Annotated in this window: 20 protein-coding genes and 2 pseudogenes; 11 read left to right on the top strand and 11 right to left on the bottom strand. The window is 60.8% G+C overall.

What is annotated here, in order from left to right; all coding sequences use genetic code 11:
- Positions 1–105: 105 nt before the first annotated feature.
- Genes QP164_RS19580 through QP164_RS19570 form a run of 3 tightly spaced genes read left to right on the top strand, consistent with a single transcriptional unit; the run spans position 106 to position 1939 of the window.
- The gene (locus QP164_RS19580) at positions 106–387 is read left to right on the top strand and encodes a glycosylhydrolase-like jelly roll fold domain-containing protein (RefSeq protein ID WP_333924368.1); all 282 of its coding nucleotides are present in this window, start codon (positions 106–108) and stop codon (positions 385–387) included.
- Entirely contained in the window at positions 384–623 is a 240-nt protein-coding gene (locus QP164_RS19575; protein WP_333924367.1) for a hypothetical protein, read from the top strand. Before QP164_RS19580 ends, QP164_RS19575 begins: the two co-directional genes overlap by 4 nt.
- Complete coding sequence (locus QP164_RS19570) at positions 620–1939, top strand: glycoside hydrolase family 1 protein (protein ID WP_333924366.1); 1320 nt, start codon at positions 620–622, stop codon at positions 1937–1939. Before QP164_RS19575 ends, QP164_RS19570 begins: the two co-directional genes overlap by 4 nt.
- Positions 1940–1972: 33 nt before the next feature.
- Here the strand turns inward: QP164_RS19570 and QP164_RS19565 are convergent, their stop codons facing one another.
- The 5 genes from QP164_RS19565 to QP164_RS19545 all read right to left on the bottom strand — a co-directional run bounded on the left by QP164_RS19565 (position 1973) and on the right by QP164_RS19545 (position 9787).
- Positions 1973–3907, bottom strand: a complete 1935-nt coding sequence (locus tag QP164_RS19565; RefSeq protein ID WP_333924365.1) for a glycoside hydrolase family 3 protein — start codon at positions 3905–3907, stop codon at positions 1973–1975.
- Between the two features lie 26 nt (positions 3908–3933).
- Positions 3934–6228, bottom strand: coding sequence for a beta-glucosidase (locus QP164_RS19560; protein WP_443027495.1), 2295 nt, complete (start codon positions 6226–6228; stop codon positions 3934–3936).
- Positions 6229–6316: 88 nt separating this feature from the next.
- The gene (locus tag QP164_RS19555) at positions 6317–8602 is read right to left on the bottom strand and encodes a TonB-dependent receptor plug domain-containing protein (protein WP_333924363.1); all 2286 of its coding nucleotides are present in this window, start codon (positions 8600–8602) and stop codon (positions 6317–6319) included.
- Positions 8578–9015, bottom strand: a complete 438-nt coding sequence (locus tag QP164_RS19550) for a hypothetical protein (RefSeq protein ID WP_333924362.1) — start codon at positions 9013–9015, stop codon at positions 8578–8580. Before QP164_RS19550 ends, QP164_RS19555 begins: the two co-directional genes overlap by 25 nt.
- 481 nt (positions 9016–9496) lie before the next feature.
- Positions 9497–9787, bottom strand: a complete 291-nt coding sequence (locus QP164_RS19545; protein WP_443027494.1) for an EAL domain-containing protein — start codon at positions 9785–9787, stop codon at positions 9497–9499.
- Positions 9788–10167: 380 nt separating this feature from the next.
- Here QP164_RS19545 and QP164_RS19540 point away from each other — a divergent pair.
- The 3 genes and pseudogenes from QP164_RS19540 to QP164_RS19530 all read left to right on the top strand — a co-directional run bounded on the left by QP164_RS19540 (position 10168) and on the right by QP164_RS19530 (position 13767).
- A pseudogene (locus QP164_RS19540) lies at positions 10168–11363 on the top strand (AAA family ATPase).
- A 62-nt stretch (positions 11364–11425) separates the two neighbouring features.
- A pseudogene (locus QP164_RS19535) lies at positions 11426–12464 on the top strand (ParB/RepB/Spo0J family partition protein).
- Positions 12465–12567: 103 nt separating this feature from the next.
- Complete coding sequence (locus QP164_RS19530; protein WP_333924359.1) at positions 12568–13767, top strand: replication initiator protein A; 1200 nt, start codon at positions 12568–12570, stop codon at positions 13765–13767.
- Positions 13768–14421: 654 nt separating this feature from the next.
- Here the strand turns inward: QP164_RS19530 and QP164_RS19525 are convergent.
- A complete protein-coding gene (locus QP164_RS19525; RefSeq protein ID WP_333924358.1) occupies positions 14422–14826 on the bottom strand; it encodes a hypothetical protein in 405 nt (134 codons plus the stop codon).
- A 127-nt stretch (positions 14827–14953) separates the two neighbouring features.
- On the bottom strand, positions 14954–15328 hold the full coding sequence (locus QP164_RS19520) for a hypothetical protein (RefSeq protein ID WP_333924356.1): 375 nt from the start codon (positions 15326–15328) through the stop codon (positions 14954–14956).
- Positions 15329–15796: 468 nt separating this feature from the next.
- On the opposite strand from QP164_RS19520, the gene QP164_RS19515 reads away from it, so the two are divergent.
- Positions 15797–16201, top strand: a complete 405-nt coding sequence (locus tag QP164_RS19515; RefSeq protein ID WP_333924355.1) for a hypothetical protein — start codon at positions 15797–15799, stop codon at positions 16199–16201.
- A 17-nt stretch (positions 16202–16218) separates the two neighbouring features.
- Here QP164_RS19515 and QP164_RS19510 read toward each other — a convergent pair whose 3' ends face one another.
- Entirely contained in the window at positions 16219–16860 is a 642-nt protein-coding gene (locus QP164_RS19510; protein WP_333924354.1) for a hypothetical protein, read from the bottom strand.
- 258 nt (positions 16861–17118) lie between these two features.
- On the opposite strand from QP164_RS19510, the gene QP164_RS19505 reads away from it, so the two are divergent.
- Positions 17119–17514, top strand: coding sequence for a hypothetical protein (locus QP164_RS19505; protein ID WP_333924353.1), 396 nt, complete (start codon positions 17119–17121; stop codon positions 17512–17514).
- A gap of 776 nt (positions 17515–18290) precedes the next feature.
- The gene (locus tag QP164_RS19500; RefSeq protein WP_333924352.1) at positions 18291–18593 is read left to right on the top strand and encodes a hypothetical protein; all 303 of its coding nucleotides are present in this window, start codon (positions 18291–18293) and stop codon (positions 18591–18593) included.
- 12 nt (positions 18594–18605) lie between these two features.
- Here the strand turns inward: QP164_RS19500 and QP164_RS19495 are convergent, their stop codons facing one another.
- The 3 genes from QP164_RS19495 to QP164_RS19485 form a co-directional block, all read right to left on the bottom strand.
- Positions 18606–18950, bottom strand: coding sequence for a hypothetical protein (locus QP164_RS19495; protein ID WP_333924351.1), 345 nt, complete (start codon positions 18948–18950; stop codon positions 18606–18608).
- 31 nt (positions 18951–18981) lie between these two features.
- Positions 18982–19173: a hypothetical protein gene (locus tag QP164_RS19490; RefSeq protein WP_333924350.1), complete on the bottom strand. Its 192-nt coding sequence runs from the start codon at positions 19171–19173 to the stop codon at positions 18982–18984.
- Positions 19174–19320: 147 nt separating this feature from the next.
- Positions 19321–20127: a hypothetical protein gene (locus tag QP164_RS19485; protein ID WP_333924349.1), complete on the bottom strand. Its 807-nt coding sequence runs from the start codon at positions 20125–20127 to the stop codon at positions 19321–19323.
- A 728-nt stretch (positions 20128–20855) separates the two neighbouring features.
- Between QP164_RS19485 and QP164_RS19480 the strand changes: the two genes are divergently transcribed.
- On the top strand, positions 20856–21161 hold the full coding sequence (locus tag QP164_RS19480; protein WP_333924348.1) for a helix-turn-helix transcriptional regulator: 306 nt from the start codon (positions 20856–20858) through the stop codon (positions 21159–21161).
- Complete coding sequence (locus QP164_RS19475) at positions 21151–22020, top strand: reverse transcriptase family protein (protein WP_333924347.1); 870 nt, start codon at positions 21151–21153, stop codon at positions 22018–22020. The genes QP164_RS19480 and QP164_RS19475 overlap by 11 nt, the downstream gene beginning before the upstream one ends.
- The last annotated feature ends 62 nt before the right edge of the window (positions 22021–22082 follow it).

The raw sequence follows: 22082 nt of genomic DNA, 5'->3' as shown, positions 1-22082 counted from the left end.
GGGCGATCGAACGCGAGTCCCGCTGACGCTCGGTGCGTATGAATCGGTATTCGTCCTGTTCCGCACGCCGGCCGACGCGGCGGGCCTGACCTTGCCTCCCCGGAAATGCGCACCGTCGGTACGTTGGCAAAGGACTGGAGCGTGCAATTCCCGACAGGCGCCCCGATCACCACCAGCGTTGGATCATGGACCGCCAACGCCAATCCGGAGATTCGCTACTTTTCGGGTGTTGCTACCTATAGCCAATCCTTCAGCGCTTCAGGCGGATGGTTCGCCAAGGGCAAGCGCCTGTATCTCGACCTGGGCCATATCGGCGATGTCGCGGAGGTCCGGATCAACGGCATCCTTTCGGGAACAGCGTGGGCGCCCCCTATCGCCTCGATGTGACCGACCAGCTGCGACGAGGTCAAAACAGGCTGGAGATCAAGGTCGCAAACACGTGGCAGAACCGTTTCGTCGGCGATCTGCAGCCAGGCGCAACCCAGCATGCCTGGACCAATGCCGCATCGGGCGGCGGTTTCGCCATGCTCGGCAAGGGCTTGTCCGCCTCGACTGCACTGACCCCGTCCGGACTGCTCGATCCGGTCCGCATCATCGCGGTCCGGGACGAAGCAGCGCGATGACCGTCTCCAACTGGACCCGGCGCAATGTGATCGCGGGCGGCACCGCACTGGCCGTGACCGCCTCAATCACGGCGCCGATCACCGCTGCGATCGCCGGTGCGCCACGCCGATCGTTCCCCAAGGGCTTCATCTGGGGCACGGCGACCGCCGCGCATCAGGTCGAGGGGAACAACACGAACAGCGACTGGTGGCTGCTGGAGACCGTCCCCGGCACGATCATTAAGGAACCATCCGGGGCAGCGTGCGATCATTATCATCGCTACCCACAGGATATCGCGACGATCGCGAAATTGGGTTTGGGCAGCTATCGCTTCTCGATCGAATGGGCGCGCATCGAGCCGACCGCCGGGCACTACGACATCCGTCAGCTCGATCACTATCGCGATATGCTACGGGTTTGCCGTAGCCAAGGCTTGCACACGGTGGTCACGTTGCATCACTTCACCTCGCCCGCGTGGCTGGCCGCGCGCGGTGGTTTCGAGGACCCGGCTACCGTGGCTGCGTTCACCGCCTATGCCGAGGCGGTGGTACGACACTGTGGAGACCTGATCGACACGCTCTGTACGTTCAACGAAGCCAATCTCAGCTTCTCGGACTTCATCCCGGCAACGGCGCTGGCACCAATGCTGGACGCAGCGAAGCAGGCGAGCGGTTCCCCAGCCTACCGCTCCTATCTTTTCGATGACAGCGCACGGTCGAAGCCGCTCGTGCGTGCGTGCCACGTGGCCGCACGGCGAGCGATAAAGACGATCCGGCCAAACCTGCCCGTCGGGCTGACACTCGCCATGTCCGACATCCAGGACGCGCCTGGCGCACCGGGAGCAGGCATCGCCGAACGATCGAAACGCTACGACGTATGGCTGGAACTCGCGCGAGATGACGATTTCGTAGGGGTGCAGAACTATACTCGCGAGCGCTTCGATACGAAGGGCTCGATCCCGCCGCCTGCGGGGACCGTACGTACGCAGCTCGACCAGGAATATTATCCGGCCGGGCTCGCCGGCGCGGTACGCTACGCCGCAAGCGTCGCGCGGAAGCCAATCCTCGTCACCGAAAACGGCATAGGCACACAGGACGATACCTTGCGCGCCCGCTACATCGGCGAGGCGCTGGCGGGTCTGCAAGACTGCATCGCCGCCGGCATCGACGTCCGGGGATATTGGCACTGGTCGGCGATGGACAATTTCGAATGGCTTTTCGGCTACGGTCCAAAGTTCGGACTGATCGCCGTCGATCGCGTCAGCCAGATGCGGACGGTGAAACCGAGCGCTGCCGTGTTTTCGGCCATCGCGCGAGCCAACGCCCTGCCCGCCTGACGCGCTTCCGTAACCGAGATATACGCGCCGCGCTCACTCGACGATTCCGGCTCCTGCTTTGAACAGCGGAGAGGCGGAATCGTCGGATCGCGCAGGGTTCTGCCGCGCCACCGACGCCATCGAGGACGGCAGTTCGAACGGCAGCCTGCCCCGCGCCATCGCCTTGCCGGTGACGACATCCAACACCGCCGCATCGCTGGCACCAAACACCGCCAGCATAGCCGCAGCGCGGTCGCGGATGTTGGTCAGGATCGCAGGACGGTCCATGTCTACCGCAACGATCGTAGGGACCACTGCTGTCGCCCTCAAGATGGCGACATAGCCGGGATCATCAGCATGGAAATCGAGCCTGCCCTCGTTCTGCCGGCTTCCGAAGAAGGCATAGGGATGGAGCTTCTCGGACGGTGTGCCCAGTCGGACCAGCGCGAGCTCGGCCTTCGTCGGATCGTCGACGACAATGAGCCCCGTTGCCCGTGCGATCGCCGTATCCACGCCGTACAACCAGACCCTGCGCCCCGATCGAACCGGGATGAGCGCATTCCTGTTCTGCAGCAATACCTGAGCCGCTCTTTGAGCCGCTTCGGCCGCGGCGAGATCGGTGGCATTGCCGACCGTGGTCGCTGCGGCTGACGCGTCAACATAGGGATTGTCGAAAAGCCCTTGTTCGAATTTCAGCATCAGTATTCGCCGGACGGACTCGTCGAGACGTGCTGGCGTCACCTTGCCAGCGGCCACCGCGGCGATGAGTGGCGCGGGATCGTCGACCCCACCGAACTGATCCATTCCAGCGTCCACTGCCTTGGCGAAGCGATCAACCTTGGTCATTGCCTCGACGCCCCATGGCATTGCAATCGCGGCAGGCGTCTGCGGGCGCTCGCGCGTCGGTGCCGAACATGCGGTTGGGCAGTCGTTGGTGATCCCCCAGTCCGACAGGATCAGCCCGTTGAATTTCTTGTTGCCGCGCAGCAGTCCCGTGAGCAGTTGTGGGCTGAAACCTGCGCCGACCTGTTCCAGCGGCCGACCGTTCAGAGTGACACCGGCGATAATCGGATAGGTCGGCATGACGCCCGCGACATGCGCGGCAAACGCGCCGTCGAACGCCGCGACGTGGCGGGCAAAACTGGCGTCGTCGTGCCGGACGATGCGGCCGTAGTAATTATGCGCGTCGAAACCCTGCGGCTCCGCACCGTAGCCTACCCAGTGTTTTACGACCGTCGCGACACCGTCCCTCGCGACACCCGCGCTGCCGTGTTGGAAGCCTTGAATATAGGCGCCCACGAGCGCGGAGACCTTGACCGGATCGGACCCAAAGGTCGCTGTGCCGCGCGGCCAGCGCGGTTCACTGGCGAGGTCGGCCTGCGGCGACAGAGCCATGTGTATGCCGACCGCGCGATATTCACGCCGTGCGACGTCGCCGAACTGCCGCACCACGCTGGGATCGCCGAGCGCGGCCAGGCCGAGCGTCTCGGGCCAGAGCGTAAACCCGCCCCCGCGGGTGCTGGCGCCCAGTACGGCCTGAAAATGGTTGCGTGGATCGGTGCTTATGGTGAGCGGTATGCCGAGCCGCGACTGCTCGGCGAGCCTCTGCAACCTGTTGTTCTGCTCGGCAAGGTCGGCAGGTGCCATCGACAGACGCGTGATCAGGCTGGTGACGCCGTTGTCGACGATGATCGCTCGTGCTTTCGCTAGGTCGTAGCCACCGTTCGAATGCCCGACCGCGTCCCCGATACCAGGGGCGGTGCCGTGCATCATCGTTCCTGCCTTTTCGGCCAGCGTCATACGCCCAAGCAGATCCTCGACCCGCCGCCCGGCCGGTAGCTTGTTGTCCTCATAGGGGTCGAGCCGGCCGTTGTGGTTGAGGTCACGATAGTCGCTCGGCGCAGTTCGTGCAGCAACACCCGCCGCGATCGCTAGCGCAGATGCGCCGCACAGGATGAGCAACGGCCGTGTCGAACAAATGAAGGGCATATCGAACCTCGAACGCAAAAAATGAGCTATTGAGTCCAGCGCCGATCCTTGATGCTGGCGGTGCCGGTCAGCGCGATGTCCGAGACGCTATGCCCGACCGATATCGGCATCGCGCCAGAATGAACATGCCAGCCTTTGCCGGCAGAATCATAGTCGGCGATCAGGCGCGGATCGACATCGACCTGGACGGTCCGGCTCTCGCCAGGAGCAAGCGTCACCTTCTCGAAGCCGACCAGACGGCGAACAGGCGCACCGTTGAAGCCGGGCCGTGTCGCATAGACCTGCGGAACGTCTGCACCCGGAACCCGACCCGTGTTGGTCACGGTGAACGTGACCCGCGGCGCGTCGCCACCCGTTACTCTAAGGCCGCGATAGGCGAACGTCGTATAGGAAAGGCCGTGGCCAAACGGAAATAGCGGTCTGGCACCCGTAGCCTGGAACCAGCGATAGCCCGCGTCGGCACCTTCGGGATACTCGACCGGGAAGCTCGGCACGCCTCCGGTCAGGTCGACCGTGCTGATGTCCGGGTTGACCGGCTTGCGCGCGGCCTCCGCGGCGGCGGCCTTGACCAGCTGCAGGCCAGGAATATCCGGACGCGGCGCCTGTGTGTCACTTGCCGGAAAGGTGATCGGCAGGCGCCCTGACGGGTTCACGTCGCCGAACACGACGCGGGCGATCGCCTGCCCGCCACGCTCGCCCGGATACCAGGCCGCCAGCACCGCGCCGACGCGGTCGATCCACGGCATCGACACAGCGCCGCCGGTCTCGAGTACGACGACCGTCTTCGGATTAGCCGCGGCCACCGCCGAGATGAGGGCGTCCTGTGCGTCGGGTAATGCGAGGCTTTCGACATCGACCGCTTCCGACCGCCATTGCTGCGCGAACACCAGGACCAGATCGGCACGCTTCGCTGCAGCGGCAGTCGCGGCAACGTCCGAACCGTCGAGATAGGTAACCTCGGCACCCGGTGCGCGGGCTCGTATCGCCGCGAGCGGTGATGACGCATGATAGGTGATCTTGATGAAGCCGCTGAGCGGGCCCCCTCCCGGCATTGGCAGTTCGAGCGCGACGCCGCTCGCTGGGCGGACCTGCGACGACCCTCCACCAGACAGAACCCCGATATCCGCATGTGCGCCGACAAGCAGGATTCGCTTCGCAGTCGCAGCGGCAGGCAGGACGCCTCGATCATTCTTCAGCAGGACCATCCCGGCCTCAGCAGTTTTCTGCGCGACATCGGCATGCGAGCGGTAGTCGATCGGCTGCGGGTCGACCGGTGTGGGGTTGTCGAGCAGACGATGGGCAATCATCGTGCGCAGGATCCGCCGGACCATGTCGTCGAGCCGAGCGGCCGATACTTGTCCGCTCGTGACGGCAGCCTTGAGCGGCGCGCCGAAGAAGACCTGTTTGTCGAGCTCCTGCCCCGATTCCTGGTCGAGACCCGCGTTCGCCGCCTTCGCAGTCGAGTGTACCGCGCCCCAGTCCGACATCACCCAGCCGGTGAAGTCCCAATCGCGCTTGAGCACGTCGTTCAGCAGCACGGCGTTCTCGCAGGCGTAGTGACCGTTAACCTGGTTGTAGCCACACATGACCGATCCCGGCCGACCGACCTCCATCGCGATCTGGAACGCGAGCAGATCGCTCTCGCGCAGCGCCGCCTCGGACAACCGAGCATCGAGAACGTTGCGACCTGTCTCCTGCGCGTTCAGCGCATAATGCTTGATTGTGGAGACAATGTCGTTCGATTGAATGCCGCGGATGCTTTCGCCCGCCATCCGTCCCGTCAATAGGACGTCCTCGCTGAGATACTCGAAATTGCGGCCGTTGCGCGGATCGCGGACCAGATTGGCGCCGCCAGCGAGGAGGACGTTGAAGCCCTTGGCCCGCGTTTCCGCCCCGATCATCGCGCCGCCAGCATAGGCTGTTGGCGGATCGAAAGTTGCCGCGGTCATTAGACTCGATGGAAGCGCCGTGGCGACGTCGCCCTTTCGCATCTGTCCGCCATTGGCGACGCCCAGGCTGGCATCGCTTTCGAACAGGTCCGGCACACCGAGCCGGGGCACACCGGGCACGTGCCCGGCGCCGGTGCGCTTCTCGTTCGGGCTTGTCTTCAGGATCGTGGAGCCGAAAGTGCCGTGCACCATCGCGATTTTCTCATCGAGCGTCATGTGCCGCACGATGGCATTCGCACGGGCGTCGGCATCGGATACGACAGCCGCGGCAGGATGCGTCCTCTTGGCTTGAGCGAACGCCAGGGTGGCACCTCCAAGCATCAGACCCGCACCCGCCGTCCCGATGAGCAACTGTCTGGCGAAGCGGATCATACGGGTCTCCGGGAAGGCAAAAATGTGTAGCGCCGGCCGCGCCGACGCAAAAAAGGGTGGCGACACCGTCGCCACCCAAGGGAGAGCTTTAAAATTTTCCGCGTAGCCCGACCGAAACGATGCGACCGAGCGCCGACGCATTCGCTGGGTCGAACCCGTAGGCAGACGTGCTGGCGTCGTAGAAAAACGGTGGGTCCTTGTCGAATAGGTTGGTCACGTCGACCGTGATCTGCGGGTCCTCGACGATGTTGCCCAGCGGCAGTTTCAGACCGAGATGAAGATCGACCGTCGTATTGGCCTTCACCCGGCTGTTATCGACGACGTTGCGGTACTTGTTGATGTAGTTGACGAAGATTGCGCCATCGACGGGGCCGTTTGCATAGGCGACCCGTCCGCGTGCCTTGAAGTTGATGGCATAGCCGGTCCGCAAGCGGCTCGTGACGACGTCGCTACCGTTGATCTGCTGATCGAAACCCCAAAGCCACGTGCCCGATGCGCCGACGTTGAAGTCTCCGGCCGACGTGCTGCGTGCATACCCGACATCAAAGTCGAGCCCGTCGATCTTCTGGCGCGCGAAGTTCTGGCGACGTAGATCGTAGATCGCGGTCGGCAGTGCGGCGACGTCCGGATAGGACAGACCGTCATGCCTGATCCCGTTGGTTGCAGCCAAGACCTGCGCGACGCTCGGCGCGTAGGTGCGATAGGGATCGAACAGCGGATTGTTAGGCTCGCTGACGGGATTAAAGCCCGGGAAAGTGATGACGTTCTTGTAGTCGATGTTGAAATAGGTCGCCGTGAGCTTGAAGCCAGGCAGGAATGCCGGCTTGAAGTCGGCACCCAACGACCACGTCGTCGCAGTCTCCGGCTCAAGCCTGTTCCCGCCCGCCAGAATGATCGAATACGCCCCTGGCGTCGTCGAACCGGTGAAGTCCGCGAAGCGGATGACGCGGGTGTCGATAGCCGTCCCGGCGTCGGCAAGGCTCGGCGCATGGAAGGAAGTGCCGTAGCTGCCATGCAGCACCAGCCCGCGGACGGGCGTCCAATTAACGCCGATCTTGGGGTTCGTCGTTCCGCCGACGTCGTTGTAATGGTCGTAGCGCGCCGAGAGCGAGACATCAAGCGCCTGGAACGCGGTCGTTGCGTTCGTTTCGCCGAAGATCGGCACGAACAATTCGCCATAAGCCGAATAGCTCTTTCGCTTGCCGAGCGCCTCGGTCTGGATCGCGCCACCATCAGGGCCGGTATCGGTATTGGCGTAGAAGCGCTCCTCACGCAGGCTGCCACCGACCGCCGCCTTCACTGCGCCGCCAGGAAGAGAGAAAAGCGATCCATCGACTTTCGCGATGGCTTCCTTCACCTCCTGCTGGCCGAAATAGCGTGTGCGGTAGTTACCTACCCGCTGCACCAGCGCCGGATCGTTGGCGGCGCCGATACCATACGGATTGTAGGTGCCTGCATTCACGAGACTGGTGACCAACGCCTGATCGATACCGCGCTGCGTGATGTCGTCGCGTTCACGTCCGTAGTTCAGGTCGATCGCACCGCGCCAGCCGCCACCGAGATCCGCGCCGATGCCCGCGTTCGTCGACCATGTCTCGGTGGAGATGCGGTTCTTGACGGTCGCGCCCAGATCGTTCGACGGGTTATACGTCACTTGCTGAGGGCCGGCAGGTACGCCGGAAGCGACAACGGCATTGTAGAAAGGTCCGCCCGTCACCGTCAGGTTGAGACCGCCGCTCGCTACGTTACCGCCGGAGATCGCCTGACGCGAGCGCAGTTCACGTGCCGAGTAGAGCGTACGTGCATGCACTTCGATCCCGCTGCCCAGTTCCTGCCGGATGGAGACCAGGCCCTGATGACGATGCTGCGCGGGGTACAGGTCGTTCGCTTTGTTGATGTCGCACTGGTTCGGCACACCGGCACGAGCGCCTGTCGCAGACAGACCATAAATCACGCCGTTGACGGTCACGTTTGCCGGGCTGCACAGCGTCGACAAGGTCTTCATGCCGAAATAATCGCGCTCGGTGCCGTTGACCGACGTGTTCTGCGAATATTCGTAGTCGGCGAGGATTGAGCCCGTATCCCACTTCTTGCCGGCAAGAATGCTGCCGTTGTAGGTGCGGTAGCCGTCTCCGAAGCCGACCCGTCCCGCAGTCTCCACGCCGTCCACATTCTTGCGCAGGATGAAGTTGACGACGCCCGCCACAGCATCCGAACCGTAGATCGATGAAGCACCGTCAGCCACGACCTCAACACGCTCGATCGCGGATGGCGGAATGGCACTGGGGTCAGGTGCGGTCTGGTTGATGCCGGCACCCGGCAGTCGCAGTCCGTCGACGAGAACGAGCGTCAGCCCGCCGCCACCGTTGCCCACGCCGACGCCGTGGATGGCAGGCTGATCGACGAAGTTGGCGGAGTTTTGGCCGTTGTTTGCGCCACTCCCCCAAAGCTGCCAAGTTGGGGAACAGTGCGGAGCAGTTCGGTCGTCGTGCTGGCGCCGGTCGCGACGATGTCCGCACGTGTAACGCTGACCAACGACGAACCGGTGGGGGCGACACCGCGAATGCTGGACCCGGTGACGACGATGTCGGCAGCCTCTTCGGTGGGCGCAGGAGCCTCTTGGGGACCGACTTGCTGCGCATCCGCGGCCGAAGCCGATGGCGCCGCGTTGACCGACGGGCCGCTGACCGGGACATCCTGTTGAGCTCGCGCAAATGCCGGTACGGCAATTGCCATACCGCTAGTCGCCAGTAGCGTAGCCATGAGATTCCGCGTATTCATGTACATCCCCTCGTCTTCGGAACACGCGCAGATCCCTGCGTCGCGGAAGTATTTATTTCCAACAGTAATGGAACTGGAAGTGCTCAAACCGCTCGGCGAGCCAACTTGTCTAGGTAATGCATCTCATACAGCATCGCTCCCCGATATTTGGCTAAACGTGATTTAGCACGACAGTCTTTGCTATCTGAGCTTGGCCTAACCCGAGCATTCTGACTCTGCAAGCGTTATTTTCATCACCTGCACTATCATTCCGCATTGTGGGATTTTATCGTAAAAGGCAGATTGTGCGGAAACTCGCCGTTGGCTGATATCGCCACTGGAATGCGATGGATGAGGGCGGGGATAGTAGCCGGGGGTTGTAGGGGCACAGGGCTACCGATGGAGCGCCATCAGCCGCGAGAGCGCATTTTGGAGTTAGATCATCTACCAAAACTGGACCGCCGCAGCACCGACCCGATAAAGCCGTCGATCGGCAGGGGTCGGCTGATTAGATAGCCTTGGACCTAGGTGCAGCCCAGCTCGCGTTGCCATTTGAACTGATCAACCGTCTCAACGCCCCGTGCAACAGCCTCATATTCACGCTCTCGTTGCGCAACAGAACTGCGTCGACGATGGCGAACGCCACGCCATTGTCCATTATGTCGTTGACAAACGTCTTGTCGATCTTGACCTTATCGAACGGACAGTGCTGCAAATAGCCGAGGCTCGAGGAGCCGGTGCTGAAACCGTCTAGGACGGTCTTTACCCCGAGTACGTGGATGCGGTTCCGCAGTGCCATACGGTCCGCAGTCCTTTCCATTATCGCCGTTCAGCGGTCATGTGCGCGGAAAACCCAGTCGTAATCACAGCTGTGCGACAAACAGGTGTTTTCGGCACATATCATCCAATAGCGGCAGCAGTTTCCGTGTCGCGAAAATCAGCACGTTCGCGACAAGGCGGCGACGGCGCGCTACGTATCACCAACGGCGATCCGCTTTACGCCTCTGCTTCCTGGTGAGAGTAAGTTCTTGTGCAGATAGGTACCTACAAGATCGCAGCGTAGCACGTTAATGCTCGATACCGGCTCATCGTAAACCTTTTGCGCCGCACTCTTACGTTTTGAATTTCATTCGCGTATAAATACGGTCGAAAGCTTCAAATGAGCGATCGGACCGGTTAATGAATGCCATCGTAAACCATATCGGTGAACTTGCGGACGCCGGGGAGCGGATGATCGAACGCTTACGGCGCAAGGCATTCCTGCCCGAAAGCCGGAAGGGCCTCAATGTCCGCTTCGGAATCGCGGAGGCGGCGCAATTGCTTGGCTGTTCTACTAACCGGATCCGCATGGCCGAGGATGATGGTCGCCTCCCCCTGCCCCGGCGGGTGAAAATGGGCGGAGACTTGGCTATTCGGTCGAAGAACTGCTGCAGATGCGCGAGGTGCTTGGCGCCTCTCCTGCCCGCGCGCCGCTTGATATCCCCGCGATCATCGCAGTGCAGAATTTCAAGGGCGGGGTGGGCAAGTCGACGGTTACTTGCCACCTTGCGCATTATTTCGCGGTGCAGGGGTACCGTGTGCTGGTGGTCGATTGCGATAGCCAGGCGACGACAACGACGCTGTTCGGGTTTAACCCCCATTTCAATATCACACGAGAAGAAACGCTCTACCCCTATCTGTCGATCGATCCGACCCAGGCCGACCTGCTGTATGCGGTCAAATCGACGCCGTGGCCCAACGTCGACCTTATCCCATCGAACCTCGAATTGTTCGACGTCGAATATGAACTCGCCGCGGCGGGATCGGACGGGCAGTCGGTGCTCGCCGCCCGCTTCCGCAAGCTTAAACAGGGGCTGGCCGATCTCGCGCGCAATTACGACGTGGTACTGCTCGATCCCCCACCTGCTCTCGGGACGATCAGCCTCGCGGTGATGCAGGCGGCAAATGCGCTGCTCGTCCCGCTTGCCGCGACGACGCCCGATTTTTGCTCAACCGTCCAATTTTTGTCGATGATGAACCAGGTGCTGCAGCAGCTCGCGCATGCCGGAATAGAGGTCGAATACAGCTTCCTCCGACTTATATGTTCAAAGTTTGACAGCAACGATCCCAGCCACGCGATGGTCCGCACGATCATGGAACAGAGCTTCGGTCCAGCCTTACTCCCGGTGCCGATCTTGGAATCCGCCGAGATAAGCCATGCCGCGATGCGGATGATGACGATCTACGAACTTGAACGCCCGATCGGTACGCCCAAGACGCACAAGCGCTGCCGTGCCAATCTTGACGAGGCCATGGGGCAAATCGAGCAGCTCGTCCGGCAAGGCTGGGGCCGGGTCGAGCCCGCACGCGAGGAGGATCTACTCCATGTCGCGTGAGCCAGAAATGGCGCTGTCCTGCGCGGCAACGTTCCTAACAAGTCTAATGCGGGAGGTGCCGCATGGCGCGTAAGCAATCCGACTATCTCGCGGCCTTGCTGGCCGACGAACCAGCCGAAATCGACACCGGCGCGCCCCTGCCCCGCCCGCGCCCGAACGGACACGTGGGACGACACTGCTCAACCGCGAGACTGCGCTAGCGCGCGTGACCAGCGGGGAAGTGCGACAAGTGACGCAGCTGCTGCTTGACCCCGCACGCGTACGGATCTGGCCGGGTAATGCGCGTAGCTACCAGCATCTGACAGAAGAAGGCTGCCGCGAGCTGATCGATTCCATCATCGCCGAGGGCGGGCAAAAGGTTCCTGCAGTAGTACGTCGTGTCAACGGCGATCCTACGCATGACTTCGAGGTAATTGCGGGCACGCGACGCCACTGGTCAATCAGCTGGCTCCGCGCGCACTCCTATCCTGAGATGCAGTTCGTGGCGCAGGTTGCCAACCTTGACGACGAAGCCGCATTCCGGCTTGCCGATCTCGAGAACCGCGCGCGTAAAGATGTGTCAGATCTCGAGCGTGCCCGAAATTATGCCGAGGCGCTCAAGGCGCATTACGGCAACCACCTGACGCGGATGGCGGAGCGTCTCAAAGTGTCAAAGGGCTGGCTGTCAAAGATGGTCAAGGTCGCACAGATCCCCGACGCGGTGATCACCGCGTTCGCCTCCCCCGCCGACGTCCAACTCAAACCTGCCTATGCATTGGCGCAGGCGCTCGACGACAAGGTTGCCGCTAAGGCCATTCAAAGTGCTGCTCGAGATCTCGCGCGTGAACAGGCCGCACGACGCGATCGGGGTGCGCCCCCTACCCTGCTGCCGACGTGCTGCGGCGGTTGCTCGAGGCGTCGAACGATCCCGCCGACGCGGCGCCCCCGTTCACATGGACCACGCCGCATGGGCGCCCTGGGCTCAGCATCCAGTCGAGCAACCGACAGGGCGTGACGATCCGGCTCCATGCCGGGTCGGGCGCCGGGAACGACGAGCTGGTCGACGCGCTGCGGCAGGCGCTAGTGCATCTGGAGGCCGAAGGCCGCGGACTGCAGCGGTGAACGTGTTTCCCCGGGGAAACATGCTGCGTTCGATATCAACGCGGACGGTTGCCGCCACCGCCCCGACGATGTTTCCCCCGGGAAACACTCAGGGCATGGCGGCATGACCCGCGCCGATCGTCAGAGGGTGTCGGAACGGTTCGACCTGCTCCTCCCCTACCTCGCCGACCTACCGCTGCGCGACCAGCGCGAGATGATGGAGCGTCCGTTCTTCAGCCTCGCCAAATCGAAGCGCGTCAAACCAATCGATTATCATAGTCCTGACGGCAAGCTGTGGGTGCACGTCTCGGGCAACCCCGATTACGGGATGGCGACGATCTGGGATGCAGACATATTAATCTATTGCGCGAGCGTGCTTGCGGACATGGCCCGGCGCGGAGTCAACGACGTTCCGCGCAAGCTCCACCTTATGCCCTACGACCTGCTCCGCGCGATCGGGCGGCCTACGACCGGACGCGCGTATGAGCTGCTCGGCCAGGCGCTCGACCGGCTAGTGTCGACCACGATCAAGACCAACATTCGCGCCGAGAACCGCCGAGAGGCGACGTTCAGTTGGCTGGACGGCTGGACGCAGCTGGTCGACGAAAAAACCGAGCGGTCTCGTGGGATGACGATCGAGGTGTCGAACTGGTTCTGGGAAGGCGTGATGATGCAGGGCGGGGTGCTGTCGATCGACCGTGCCTATTTCGACCTGACCGGCGGGCGTGAGCGCTGGCTGTACCGCGTCGCGCGCAAGCATGCTGGCGGGGCAGGGGAGGTCGGCTTCGCAATCGCCATGCCGACGCTGTTCGAGAAGTCGGGCGCCGAAGGTCAATACCGCCGCTTCAAGTTCGAGATCGCTAAGATCGTCGAGCGCAACGAGCTGCCGGGCTATGCGCTTGCTTTGGAGACCCCAGCTGGCAAGCGGGAGCCCTCTCTGCGGATGCAACGCCGCAGCGATGTCGAGCGCCCGCTGAAGACCGTGGCGGCGCACGGGGCAGGGGGCGCTAACGCTGCAGCAAGGCCAACGTCAACCAACCCCGCTGCAACGGCCAACGAAGCGAATGAGACAATTGACGTAACAGCGCTGCTGCGACGGTCGCGGACCAGTCTGGCGACACGAGCGACCGCTGGCGAAATTACCGACGCAACGATGGCAACGCTGCGCGCGGAATGCCCGGGATGGGATTACCAGACGTTGCACGATGAGTTTCGCACGTGGGTTGAGGCAGACAGCGCCCGAACGCCGGTGAGTTATCAGGCGGCGTTCATCGGATTTGTCCGGCGTTACCATGAAAAGCACCGCCACGAACTTGGGCGTTAACACTGCTTCGCCTTACGAACCGCCTTTGTCCCGGGACGGCAGGGAGCCGCGCGTACGTCAAAATCGCTATAGACTGGCCCAACCGTTCCCGAAGTGTCGTGCTTGTGAATGTCCCTCCCGCTTGACGCTTGAGTATCTGTCGCAATTGAACGTCCCTTCGGACAAACCTTAGCGAACTGATTCAATTGCTCCGAAAAAATTACACAATCGAACGAGCCTTCGACACTCCAGGAACAAGGCTCGATCCTTCGGGAACGCAAGGTCGATCCTTTGGGAACGTAGTCATCGACACTCCAGGAACAAGACGACGACACATCCGGAACAGCGGTATCGAGCTAACTCACGGAAAACAGGGCAGTCTGGCCCGTTAAAAAGCCACCTAACTCATTAACATTAGGTTTAAACCCTCTAACCAACGAGTTTCTATATCTTTGAAAAATGGATTGGGTCGTGCCTGTATCCAAGCATTTAGCATGACGCGTAGGCCGATTACCGGGCTCCCTATAGATCGCTAGGAGTGGAGTGGCCCGGTGGTCGAAAGCGATTAATCTAATCGCAGCGTAAACGCCATCGGTAGGGATCAAACGACCCGAGGTTCCCCAGGGCCGGCTGGCCGTTAAACGAAATACGCTCCTCCTGCGTCTTCCGTGGCCGTCAAGCATGCTTTCGTGCGGAAATAGTCGCAGTCGCGTTTCGCATCAGGCCGGCACGGCTGGTTTCAGGCTGATCACGAGTGTTGTAATGATTATCCAGCGCCTGCTTCACGGTTGCCTTTTCCGGCTCCGAGGCATCCGCAAGGATCTGTCGCAACCGTGCCGCCTCGAGCGCCCACTGCTGGGCATGGGAATGTCGTTCAAGGTTCGCATTGATGCCGCTGCGGACGAGTTCTAGCTCCGTCATTTGCCCGGCTCTCAGGCGATCGAGATAGGCGTCACTCACTTCGCGAACCGCGATAAACCGGCGGCCGTAGGAAGCGCGGCCCTCGCGATCGATCCAGCGCGCACGTGATCCGGCCTCGACGGCGCCGACGATATCATCGCGCCAGGTAGCGCCCACCACCAGCAGTTCACCGGCTTCGCATCCCAGAAGATGCCGTCAGGCCGGCGTAGAACGCCCTGACAGGTTTGATCGCCGCCTGCATCGAAGGAGAAGTGCCAGACATCCACCAGATCGCCCAGGAGGGCCTTCAGCGGGGCCGCATAGGGTAGGGCGAGGTAGAGGCGACGGCGACCCTCACTCCCGTCTCACGAACCCGACGCGGGGCATCCAGCGTGTCGGGGTAGAGCGCGATCGTCGTCAGTTCCTCGTTCAGCATCGCCAGCTCGGCATCCGGGTGCCGCAATCCCAACGCCGCGGCATAGTCGGCGAGGCCGATTGGCTGGACCATCGGCGAGGGCAGGGCCTCTGCCCGGTCACGGACCTGCCGGATCAGCCGCTCGAATGGATGCCGCTTGCGACCAATATGGACCAGCGTACCGAAGGCATCGAATGCGACTGCACGGGTGACCGGCGGTGGAGCATAGAGGCGATCGGCAGCGGCGAGCAGGCGGGCGTATTGCATCGTCGCTGACGCTGCCGGCCCGGGTCATGGCATCGGCGGTCACCGCCGCGTCCGGATCGGTCGGCTCGCGGAAGATCATGACCGCCTCGTCTCCCCGATCGCGACCGGCCAGGTCAGCCAGGATGGCAGCGTAGCCGGCTTCCTCGGCAGGTGTGCAGAAGCCGGAAGGTCATCACTTATGCCACGATATCCTGTTTCGATGGGGTAATGATCGTCAAAACGCCCGTCTCTGTCGCAGCAGCTTGTCCGAAGCGTTCGCTTCTGCGACCATAGACCTGCGGTTCGGTCAATCCCGGCCGTGGGGCGTGGAAACCCCGACAATCACGTGGTCCGGTCGAGCTTCTCGGCCGGGCGGCTGTCACGCATGTCCAAGGCTTGCCCAAAGGTGGCAGCGCCTTGTGCTTGTGCAGGGTTACGAACGCCCGGCTCTTCAGCCGGGTCTGCCTCCATTCAAAACGAGGAGGCAGCATGATCGACAAGCTGGAAAAACCCGATAAGCAATTTGCGGATTTGGAATACAGAACCCGGGAATTTATGCTCGGTCTGCGAAAGCTGCGCAAACGCGAGCAGCATGCATCAGCCCCAGATGACCAACAGAATGCAGCAGCGATAACCGGATTGGAAGTTGCCTTGAACCGCCCATCTCAGATGACCAAGCCTGAGCATGCGTATGTCGAGTTCGTGATCGACGAACTGGAGGACTTCAATTCCATCTCGCAAACGATGCTACTGGAAACGTCCCGCGGCCCGCGGCATGATCTGTTCGAAAAAATAATAAGCAATTTTCGAAGAGACATGGACCGGTTCAGCAACGATCTGCTTCTGGCGGTAGGGGACGGACGGGAAATACACCGACGGATCGAGGCCAGCTAACGCATTGTAATTCAGCATTACGGCTTATCGCGATTGCGACCGACAAGCGGCTTACGGATGAAGAATTGATCCAAGTAAGCTTCACTTTTTTCCCCGTCCAGAATGTCAGCGAGGGCCCGCTTATTAGCGGGTTCGGGATCAGGGTCTGGTAGTTCCGACGGGGGATTGCCGCCCTCCATCGGTTCCGGATTGGTACCAGTATTGCGATCCGTGTTCATTAAAGCAGGTGCCTGCGTCGGGATCTGATTTACGGGTTGCTGTAAGGTTTGAGCGTCCCGTCGATATCGTTGCAGATAGCTTTTGAATGTGCCGAGCGTGACTTCGATTCCACCATCGGCCAACCATGTGATGATAGCTTGGTGTGATACGCCATCCGAAATGCGTTTTTCAATCGCAGGCATAAATGCCCGGATTTTTGCAGCCTTGGTACGGGGCGGTATCGCGGCCAGCTGTTCCAATCGATCCGTCATCGTGACCCGGTTCCATGCTACATCATCGGTATTGTCGGGGGTGTCAAAGCTGTCAATCGAGTTTCGCTCAAAATGCGTTCTCCGTGCCTCCTTTCTGCATCCTCGCTGCCTCCCTGTTGCGTCCTTTGTGTATTCTTTGTGCGTCCTTTGCCCCTGGTTCGACTGTAGAACCTGCTGAACTTCGTTCATCAGGGTAGTTATGACCCCCTTAAAGCTCGGCCAGCCCATTTCGGACCTGCCAGAGCTTCATTTCCGACCCTTAAATCGGTGATTTCGGGTCGTACACCATACGCACCTTCCGGTGCCAGTAAGTGATTGATAAAAAGCAATAATTAACGGGTGTAGCTTAACGAGCTGGACCCTAAGAGGACCCCAATACGTCATAAGCCACTGTAAAACAATGATAACCATGGTATATATGAGGTCCAGGCTGTGGTCGGAGGCAATATGGCGCTGTCAGATTCCATTAAGGTCCGGTTGAGGGAGGGACAGGCGCTTGTTTATGCTGCTCAGGCTGAACAGCGCGGGGTCGGCATTGCCGCCTACATACGGGACCGCCTCGACCAGACCGACAGGATCGATGATGAGCTGGCGAGCATCCGCGCGGCCATGATCGAAATGGGTGAAACGATGGACGAGCTTCGCGATCAGCTAGCCGAGCGGTCTGTTGCCCCTGCTGTAGATCAGCAAACCACTGGCGGATTTAATGACATGCTGGTCGAAATCCTGTTGCTGCTGCGCACCACCACAGACTCGCAAACTAAGAACATGGTTACGTCAGAAGTTGAACGACAGGGACTGAAACCCTTCCGTATTCCGGGATTGCCGACACGGAGCCGTTGAGCTGAAAAGGTGGCAGCGCAACGCGGGCTCGGCATACGACCGCGCCGGAAAGTCACAGGTCTGAAGAGATTAGCCGGCTGCTCGGTGTGCGATGAATGCGCCAACAGGCGTCCACAATAAGACGGCCGCTAAAAGCGGGATTACCGTTGTCCAGATCGGGTCGCTGGTGGGGACATAAGCGGCAAGGCCATACATGGCCGTGCAGTAGAGAACGCCGATCCCAGCTGTCGTGCGGGGCAGGGCGTTCGCTAGTGCAGTCAGAATTGCGGTTATGACGCCAATTGCAACAAATGCCGTCTACGATCAGGGCCGGATGCCAATGCAACGCTGTGAGCGCGTTCCGTCCCCGCACTGCGGCATAAATCGGCACCGCAAGTATAGGGGCAAATAAACAAGTTTGATGGCACCCAGAAACAGGCCATCACCTTCGCGTACATATATGCGATCCATACCTACCCTCGACGGATATCTAGGTTCACCACTGCCCGACTGAAGGCATATCGGCGATATCGACGCGGGACGCGGAAGCATAAGTTACGCCTGCCACAGCGACACGCTCGATCGGTTCGGATATGGTCAGTGCTGCCGGGGTTCGTGGCGCGCAACGTTGCTCCAACGAGCAGGCAATGGCCCGAGCGGATGGCGACGAGCACGCTCGGTACAGATGGCATGTGGAACGGGGCCGGGCGGCTCGGTGCGGCAGCGTTGCCGGTCAATTGGGACACGATGGTGGAGGGTGCGGTCATCGTGCAGGACAATCGCGATGCGGTGGACGGATGCCGCAGGGCTATGGGCAAGAACGCCAAATCCACGAAATGCACTATTACCCCGTTGCGGTTGGATACACCGGCTGCAATCGACAGGCGGGATCAGCTGGCAAGGGAGAAGTCACAATGATGGACAGGCTTTGGAAGGTGACGGTGAGCTGCCTCTTTCCGATGGGAAAGCCGATCGAGAAGGTATTCGAGGTCCATCAAGCCACCGAAGAGGGCGCGCGCGACGCGGCGCTGGGAAAGGAAGCGGTCGAGCATGGCGGGTCTTCCATTCCCACGATCGTAAAGGTCGAGGAGATCGGTTAGTTTGCCACCTAGTCACAACCCTCCCTGAAAATTGAAGGTGAAGCTGTACGCGTGCATCCTGGTTCGAGGCCGCGTCGTGCGCGGGAGCGGAGTAGCCTCGACCAGCGTCAGGCTGCCGTCAGCGACATGGACGGGGACGCCGGGCTGAAGATCGAACTGTCGGGACCACCCACCCCCGAATACGGTCACCCGCACGATCAGGCGACCCGCCTGGACGCATTGCACGTCAGTCGGGCATCGGCTGTCCTCGATCACGCGATCCGCCCGGACCCGCGGGCCGTTGACGGCTGCCATCTGTCCTAGGCGTACCGGCCCTTCCACCGGGCGGGTAGAAGCGCAGCCGATGAGAAACAGCATGGTCGGGACCATTCTTACCAACCGGTGACGCTCAGCCACAGGAGGGGGCAACCACCTGACCGTTGACTATCGTGACCGTGACGCGTTCCTCGCGGAAGTCCTTCGTGGTCGTATCACCAGGGGCGATGCGGCGTACGATCGAGCTTCCGGTCGTTGCACATGCGCCAAGGCTGGCGAGGCCCAATACCGGCACCAGCATGCAAAACGCGTTCTTCGTAATCATCGTATCTCCGTCAGCGACAGTATCCCTAGCTGTGTAACGGGGCGAAGCTGAACGGTAGACAGAGGTGGCACGAGATGACCTTGCCGTCGGTCGTCCGTCCAGGATCAGTAATTCGGGCGGTTGCCGGACCAGGATGGTAGTCTGAAGCTAGGCCAGCCCGGCCGTCTGAGCGATCATCAGTCGCCAATCCTCGGCAAGTCGTCCGTCTTCGCCGAAGTTCACCGACAACCAGGCCGGTGCCGTTCCTGCCCCCGCCTGATACTGGATCTCCAGCACATGGCTGGTGTGCGTGGTCGTCGAAGTCTGGTGCGTGGTGGTCGATTTACCTTTGGACAGCACCGCGACGTTGCGGGTGGGTGCCAAGGCATAACGCCTGCCGTGCTCGGTCGTGCTGGTGGAGGTCTGGCTGATTTTTGTCGTTATATTGACCCGGACCTGGCGGACGGTCTGGTGGCCGGCCATCAGCAGATGCTGCCAACGGGTTGTCGGACCGAAATAATAGACGAACCCCGTATCGGGGAACACGCCGACGAAATCATAGTCTCGACGAACCCATTGGTAGCGGCCGCGGTTCATAAGTGCGGCGAAGCGCTGCACCTCCTCGACGCCAATGGCGATCAACTGCGCAGGCGTTGAATCGGTCGGCTTGCTGATGACCGCCGAGACCATGCCTGCCAGGCAGAGCGCCCCAAATCCGACGATCGCCGCCAGAATGACACCTGACACGATGTAGCCGTGGAATACGCAATACAGCAGGGTCGCCAGGGCAATCAGCCCCGGCACGGCCACCATCCGCGTCTCTCGTTTGTCTATCCTGGCCTTGATCACCTTGCCTGCCGCCACGATGCGCGCATGGGCATTGAGAAAAGTGCTGGCGGCGTGGGTAAGGAGGATTGGCTGCTCGGTCGGCCCGGTGCCGGTCGGACGCGGTATGCCGAAATTCGATCCTGTCATCAGTACCTCGACGATTGGGACGCCAATGTCGCCGACCGGTCACACAGGGTCAATGCGGAGCTAGACAGTGCCGCAACGCTTTCAGCGAGTGTCACAACCCCTCGGTTTTGACACTGCGATGATCAGTCGCTTGCGCCCCATCAGGTCGTTCAATCAGAATTAGCCATTCCCAAAAGCGGTCGCTCAGCCACATCGTGCTTGGGGAGCAGTAGAGCTGATTCTAAAAAGTACGCTTGTAGCGTAGAAAGTTATAGACATCCCCGCAATCGCGAGGCATCAGAGTGTCATCGAGGTCAGGATAAGGGGATAGCCACCACACATCGAGGGTAAAACCTCGCGGGACGCGAAAGCTTCCTACATTCGAGGCCGTTTGTGCGAGAGCGCGAGTGGCCCCGGCGCGGCCCCGATGGCGGGGACCGCGCCAGGTGATCAGGGTCAAGACGTTCCTTCCCCGCCTTCACGCCAAGGTGGCAGACCATCTCCGATGGTCGGTGTGGAAGGAGGACTACAATGTTAGATCAAGACCGCGACAAGGAACGTCGGGCGACGAATACGGGAACTAGGCATAATTGGGCGAGCCGAATGGTGAACCCGAAAGTGCTGAAAACGGTACTTACGACAGGGCAACTGGCAGTGAAAATTGTTCAGGTGGTTCTTGAGTTGGTTAAGCTGTTCACGGGATGAATCCCCACCCTGCTTCACACATAAAACTCTATTCGGGATTTCAAATGCTAGGAGAATCGCTCAGGTTAATACGTGTATACCACGACCTGAAGCAGAAAGAGGTCGCAGAGCGCCTCAAGATGTCTCCACAGTATCTCTCTGAAATAGAGAAGGGCCACAAAGTGCCTACGCTCGATTTGATCCAGCGATATTCTGATACCTTTGGAATTCCGGTTTCATCAATCATGTTCTTTGCCGAAACGGTGGAAGGCAAAACAACCGTCGATCGCGCTCGTGCCTTTGTCGCGGGAAAGATGGTCGGCTTGCTCCAGTTCTTGGAAGCGCGATCCGGGCGAACCCATGCCGATTAAGAAACGCCATCCCCTCAATCAGTCCCCCTTCTACAAGCTAGGGAGCCGCCCAAAGCTGGCGCGCATACTGGGCGTGTCGAACGGCGATTTGAGGCGACTGGCCGCTGGCGATGCGCTCTACAAAGAGTTCGATATTCCGAAGAAGTCGGGCAACGGTTTTCGCCACGTCGAGAACCCGGTGCGTCCGCTCAAGCTGTTGCAAGCGAGGATGGCTCGGCTGCTGGCGCGGATCGATCCACCCGACTTTCTGTTCTGTCCGGTCAAGGGGCGCTGCTACATAACAAATGCGGCGACTCATCGTGGCAACCGAATGGTTCAATGTCTCGATCTTCAAAAGTTCTTCCCCAGCACGACGCAAAAGCGGGTGTATTGGTTCTTCCACAAGGTAATGCATTGCGAGCGTAGCATTGCGGCCCTTCTCGCGCAGCTCGCTTGCTATCAGCAACATTTGCCGACTGGCAGCCCACTCAGTCCCATCATGGCGTACTTCGCATACTATGACCTGTGGCGCGATATCGCGGCATTCTGCAAAGAACGCGGGCATGTGTTCACGGTCTATGTCGATGACGTTACCATATCCGGTGAGCACGTGCCGAAGCGCGATATTTGGGAAGTGAAGCAGATGATCCACGGGGTCGGGCTGCGCTACCATAAAGAAAAGACGTTTGTGGACCGGCCCGCTGAGATCACCGGCGTGATGCTCCGTGGCGATCAACTTGCCGCGCCGTTCCGGCAGCACAAGAAGCTTCACGAAACCGTGTTGGCTCTTAGTGCTGCGACCGAGGAGGCACGGGGAGCGCTGCTTGGAACCCGGAATGGGGTAGCAGGCCAGCTCAAGCAGATCGCTGCCAAAAATTAGGGCAGGCAATCCGTTGACCCCAAACGCCCGCCCCTCGCTCTAGCTCAACACCGGAAGAGTGG

The sequence above is a fragment of the Sphingomonas sp. LR59 genome (genome assembly GCF_036855945.1).
Taxonomy (GTDB): domain Bacteria; phylum Pseudomonadota; class Alphaproteobacteria; order Sphingomonadales; family Sphingomonadaceae; genus Sphingomonas.
This window is presented reverse-complemented; position numbering and strand designations above follow the sequence as displayed.

Bases quoted from the DNA above. Each gene is read 5' to 3' on its own strand.
- QP164_RS19495 (WP_333924351.1), bottom strand. From the start codon at position 18,950: ATGCTGTTTCTCATCGGCTGCGCTTCTACCCGCCCGGTGGAAGGGCCG.
- QP164_RS19485 (WP_333924349.1), bottom strand. From the start codon at position 20,127: ATGACAGGATCGAATTTCGGCATACCGCGTCCGACCGGCACCGGGCCG.
- QP164_RS19550 (WP_333924362.1), bottom strand. From the start codon at position 9,015: ATGTACATGAATACGCGGAATCTCATGGCTACGCTACTGGCGACTAGC.
- QP164_RS19560 (WP_443027495.1), bottom strand. From the start codon at position 6,228: ATGATCCGCTTCGCCAGACAGTTGCTCATCGGGACGGCGGGTGCGGGT.
- QP164_RS19490 (WP_333924350.1), bottom strand. From the start codon at position 19,173: ATGATTACGAAGAACGCGTTTTGCATGCTGGTGCCGGTATTGGGCCTC.
- QP164_RS19480 (WP_333924348.1), top strand. From the start codon at position 20,856: ATGCTAGGAGAATCGCTCAGGTTAATACGTGTATACCACGACCTGAAG.
- QP164_RS19515 (WP_333924355.1), top strand. From the start codon at position 15,797: ATGATCGACAAGCTGGAAAAACCCGATAAGCAATTTGCGGATTTGGAA.
- QP164_RS19505 (WP_333924353.1), top strand. From the start codon at position 17,119: ATGGCGCTGTCAGATTCCATTAAGGTCCGGTTGAGGGAGGGACAGGCG.
- QP164_RS19565 (WP_333924365.1), bottom strand. From the start codon at position 3,907: ATGCCCTTCATTTGTTCGACACGGCCGTTGCTCATCCTGTGCGGCGCA.
- QP164_RS19580 (WP_333924368.1), top strand. From the start codon at position 106: ATGCGCACCGTCGGTACGTTGGCAAAGGACTGGAGCGTGCAATTCCCG.
- QP164_RS19545 (WP_443027494.1), bottom strand. From the start codon at position 9,787: ATGGCACTGCGGAACCGCATCCACGTACTCGGGGTAAAGACCGTCCTA.
- QP164_RS19530 (WP_333924359.1), top strand. From the start codon at position 12,568: ATGACCCGCGCCGATCGTCAGAGGGTGTCGGAACGGTTCGACCTGCTC.
- QP164_RS19520 (WP_333924356.1), bottom strand. From the start codon at position 15,328: ATGCAATACGCCCGCCTGCTCGCCGCTGCCGATCGCCTCTATGCTCCA.
- QP164_RS19510 (WP_333924354.1), bottom strand. From the start codon at position 16,860: ATGAACGAAGTTCAGCAGGTTCTACAGTCGAACCAGGGGCAAAGGACG.
- QP164_RS19500 (WP_333924352.1), top strand. From the start codon at position 18,291: ATGCCGCAGGGCTATGGGCAAGAACGCCAAATCCACGAAATGCACTAT.
- QP164_RS19475 (WP_333924347.1), top strand. From the start codon at position 21,151: ATGCCGATTAAGAAACGCCATCCCCTCAATCAGTCCCCCTTCTACAAG.
- QP164_RS19570 (WP_333924366.1), top strand. From the start codon at position 620: ATGACCGTCTCCAACTGGACCCGGCGCAATGTGATCGCGGGCGGCACC.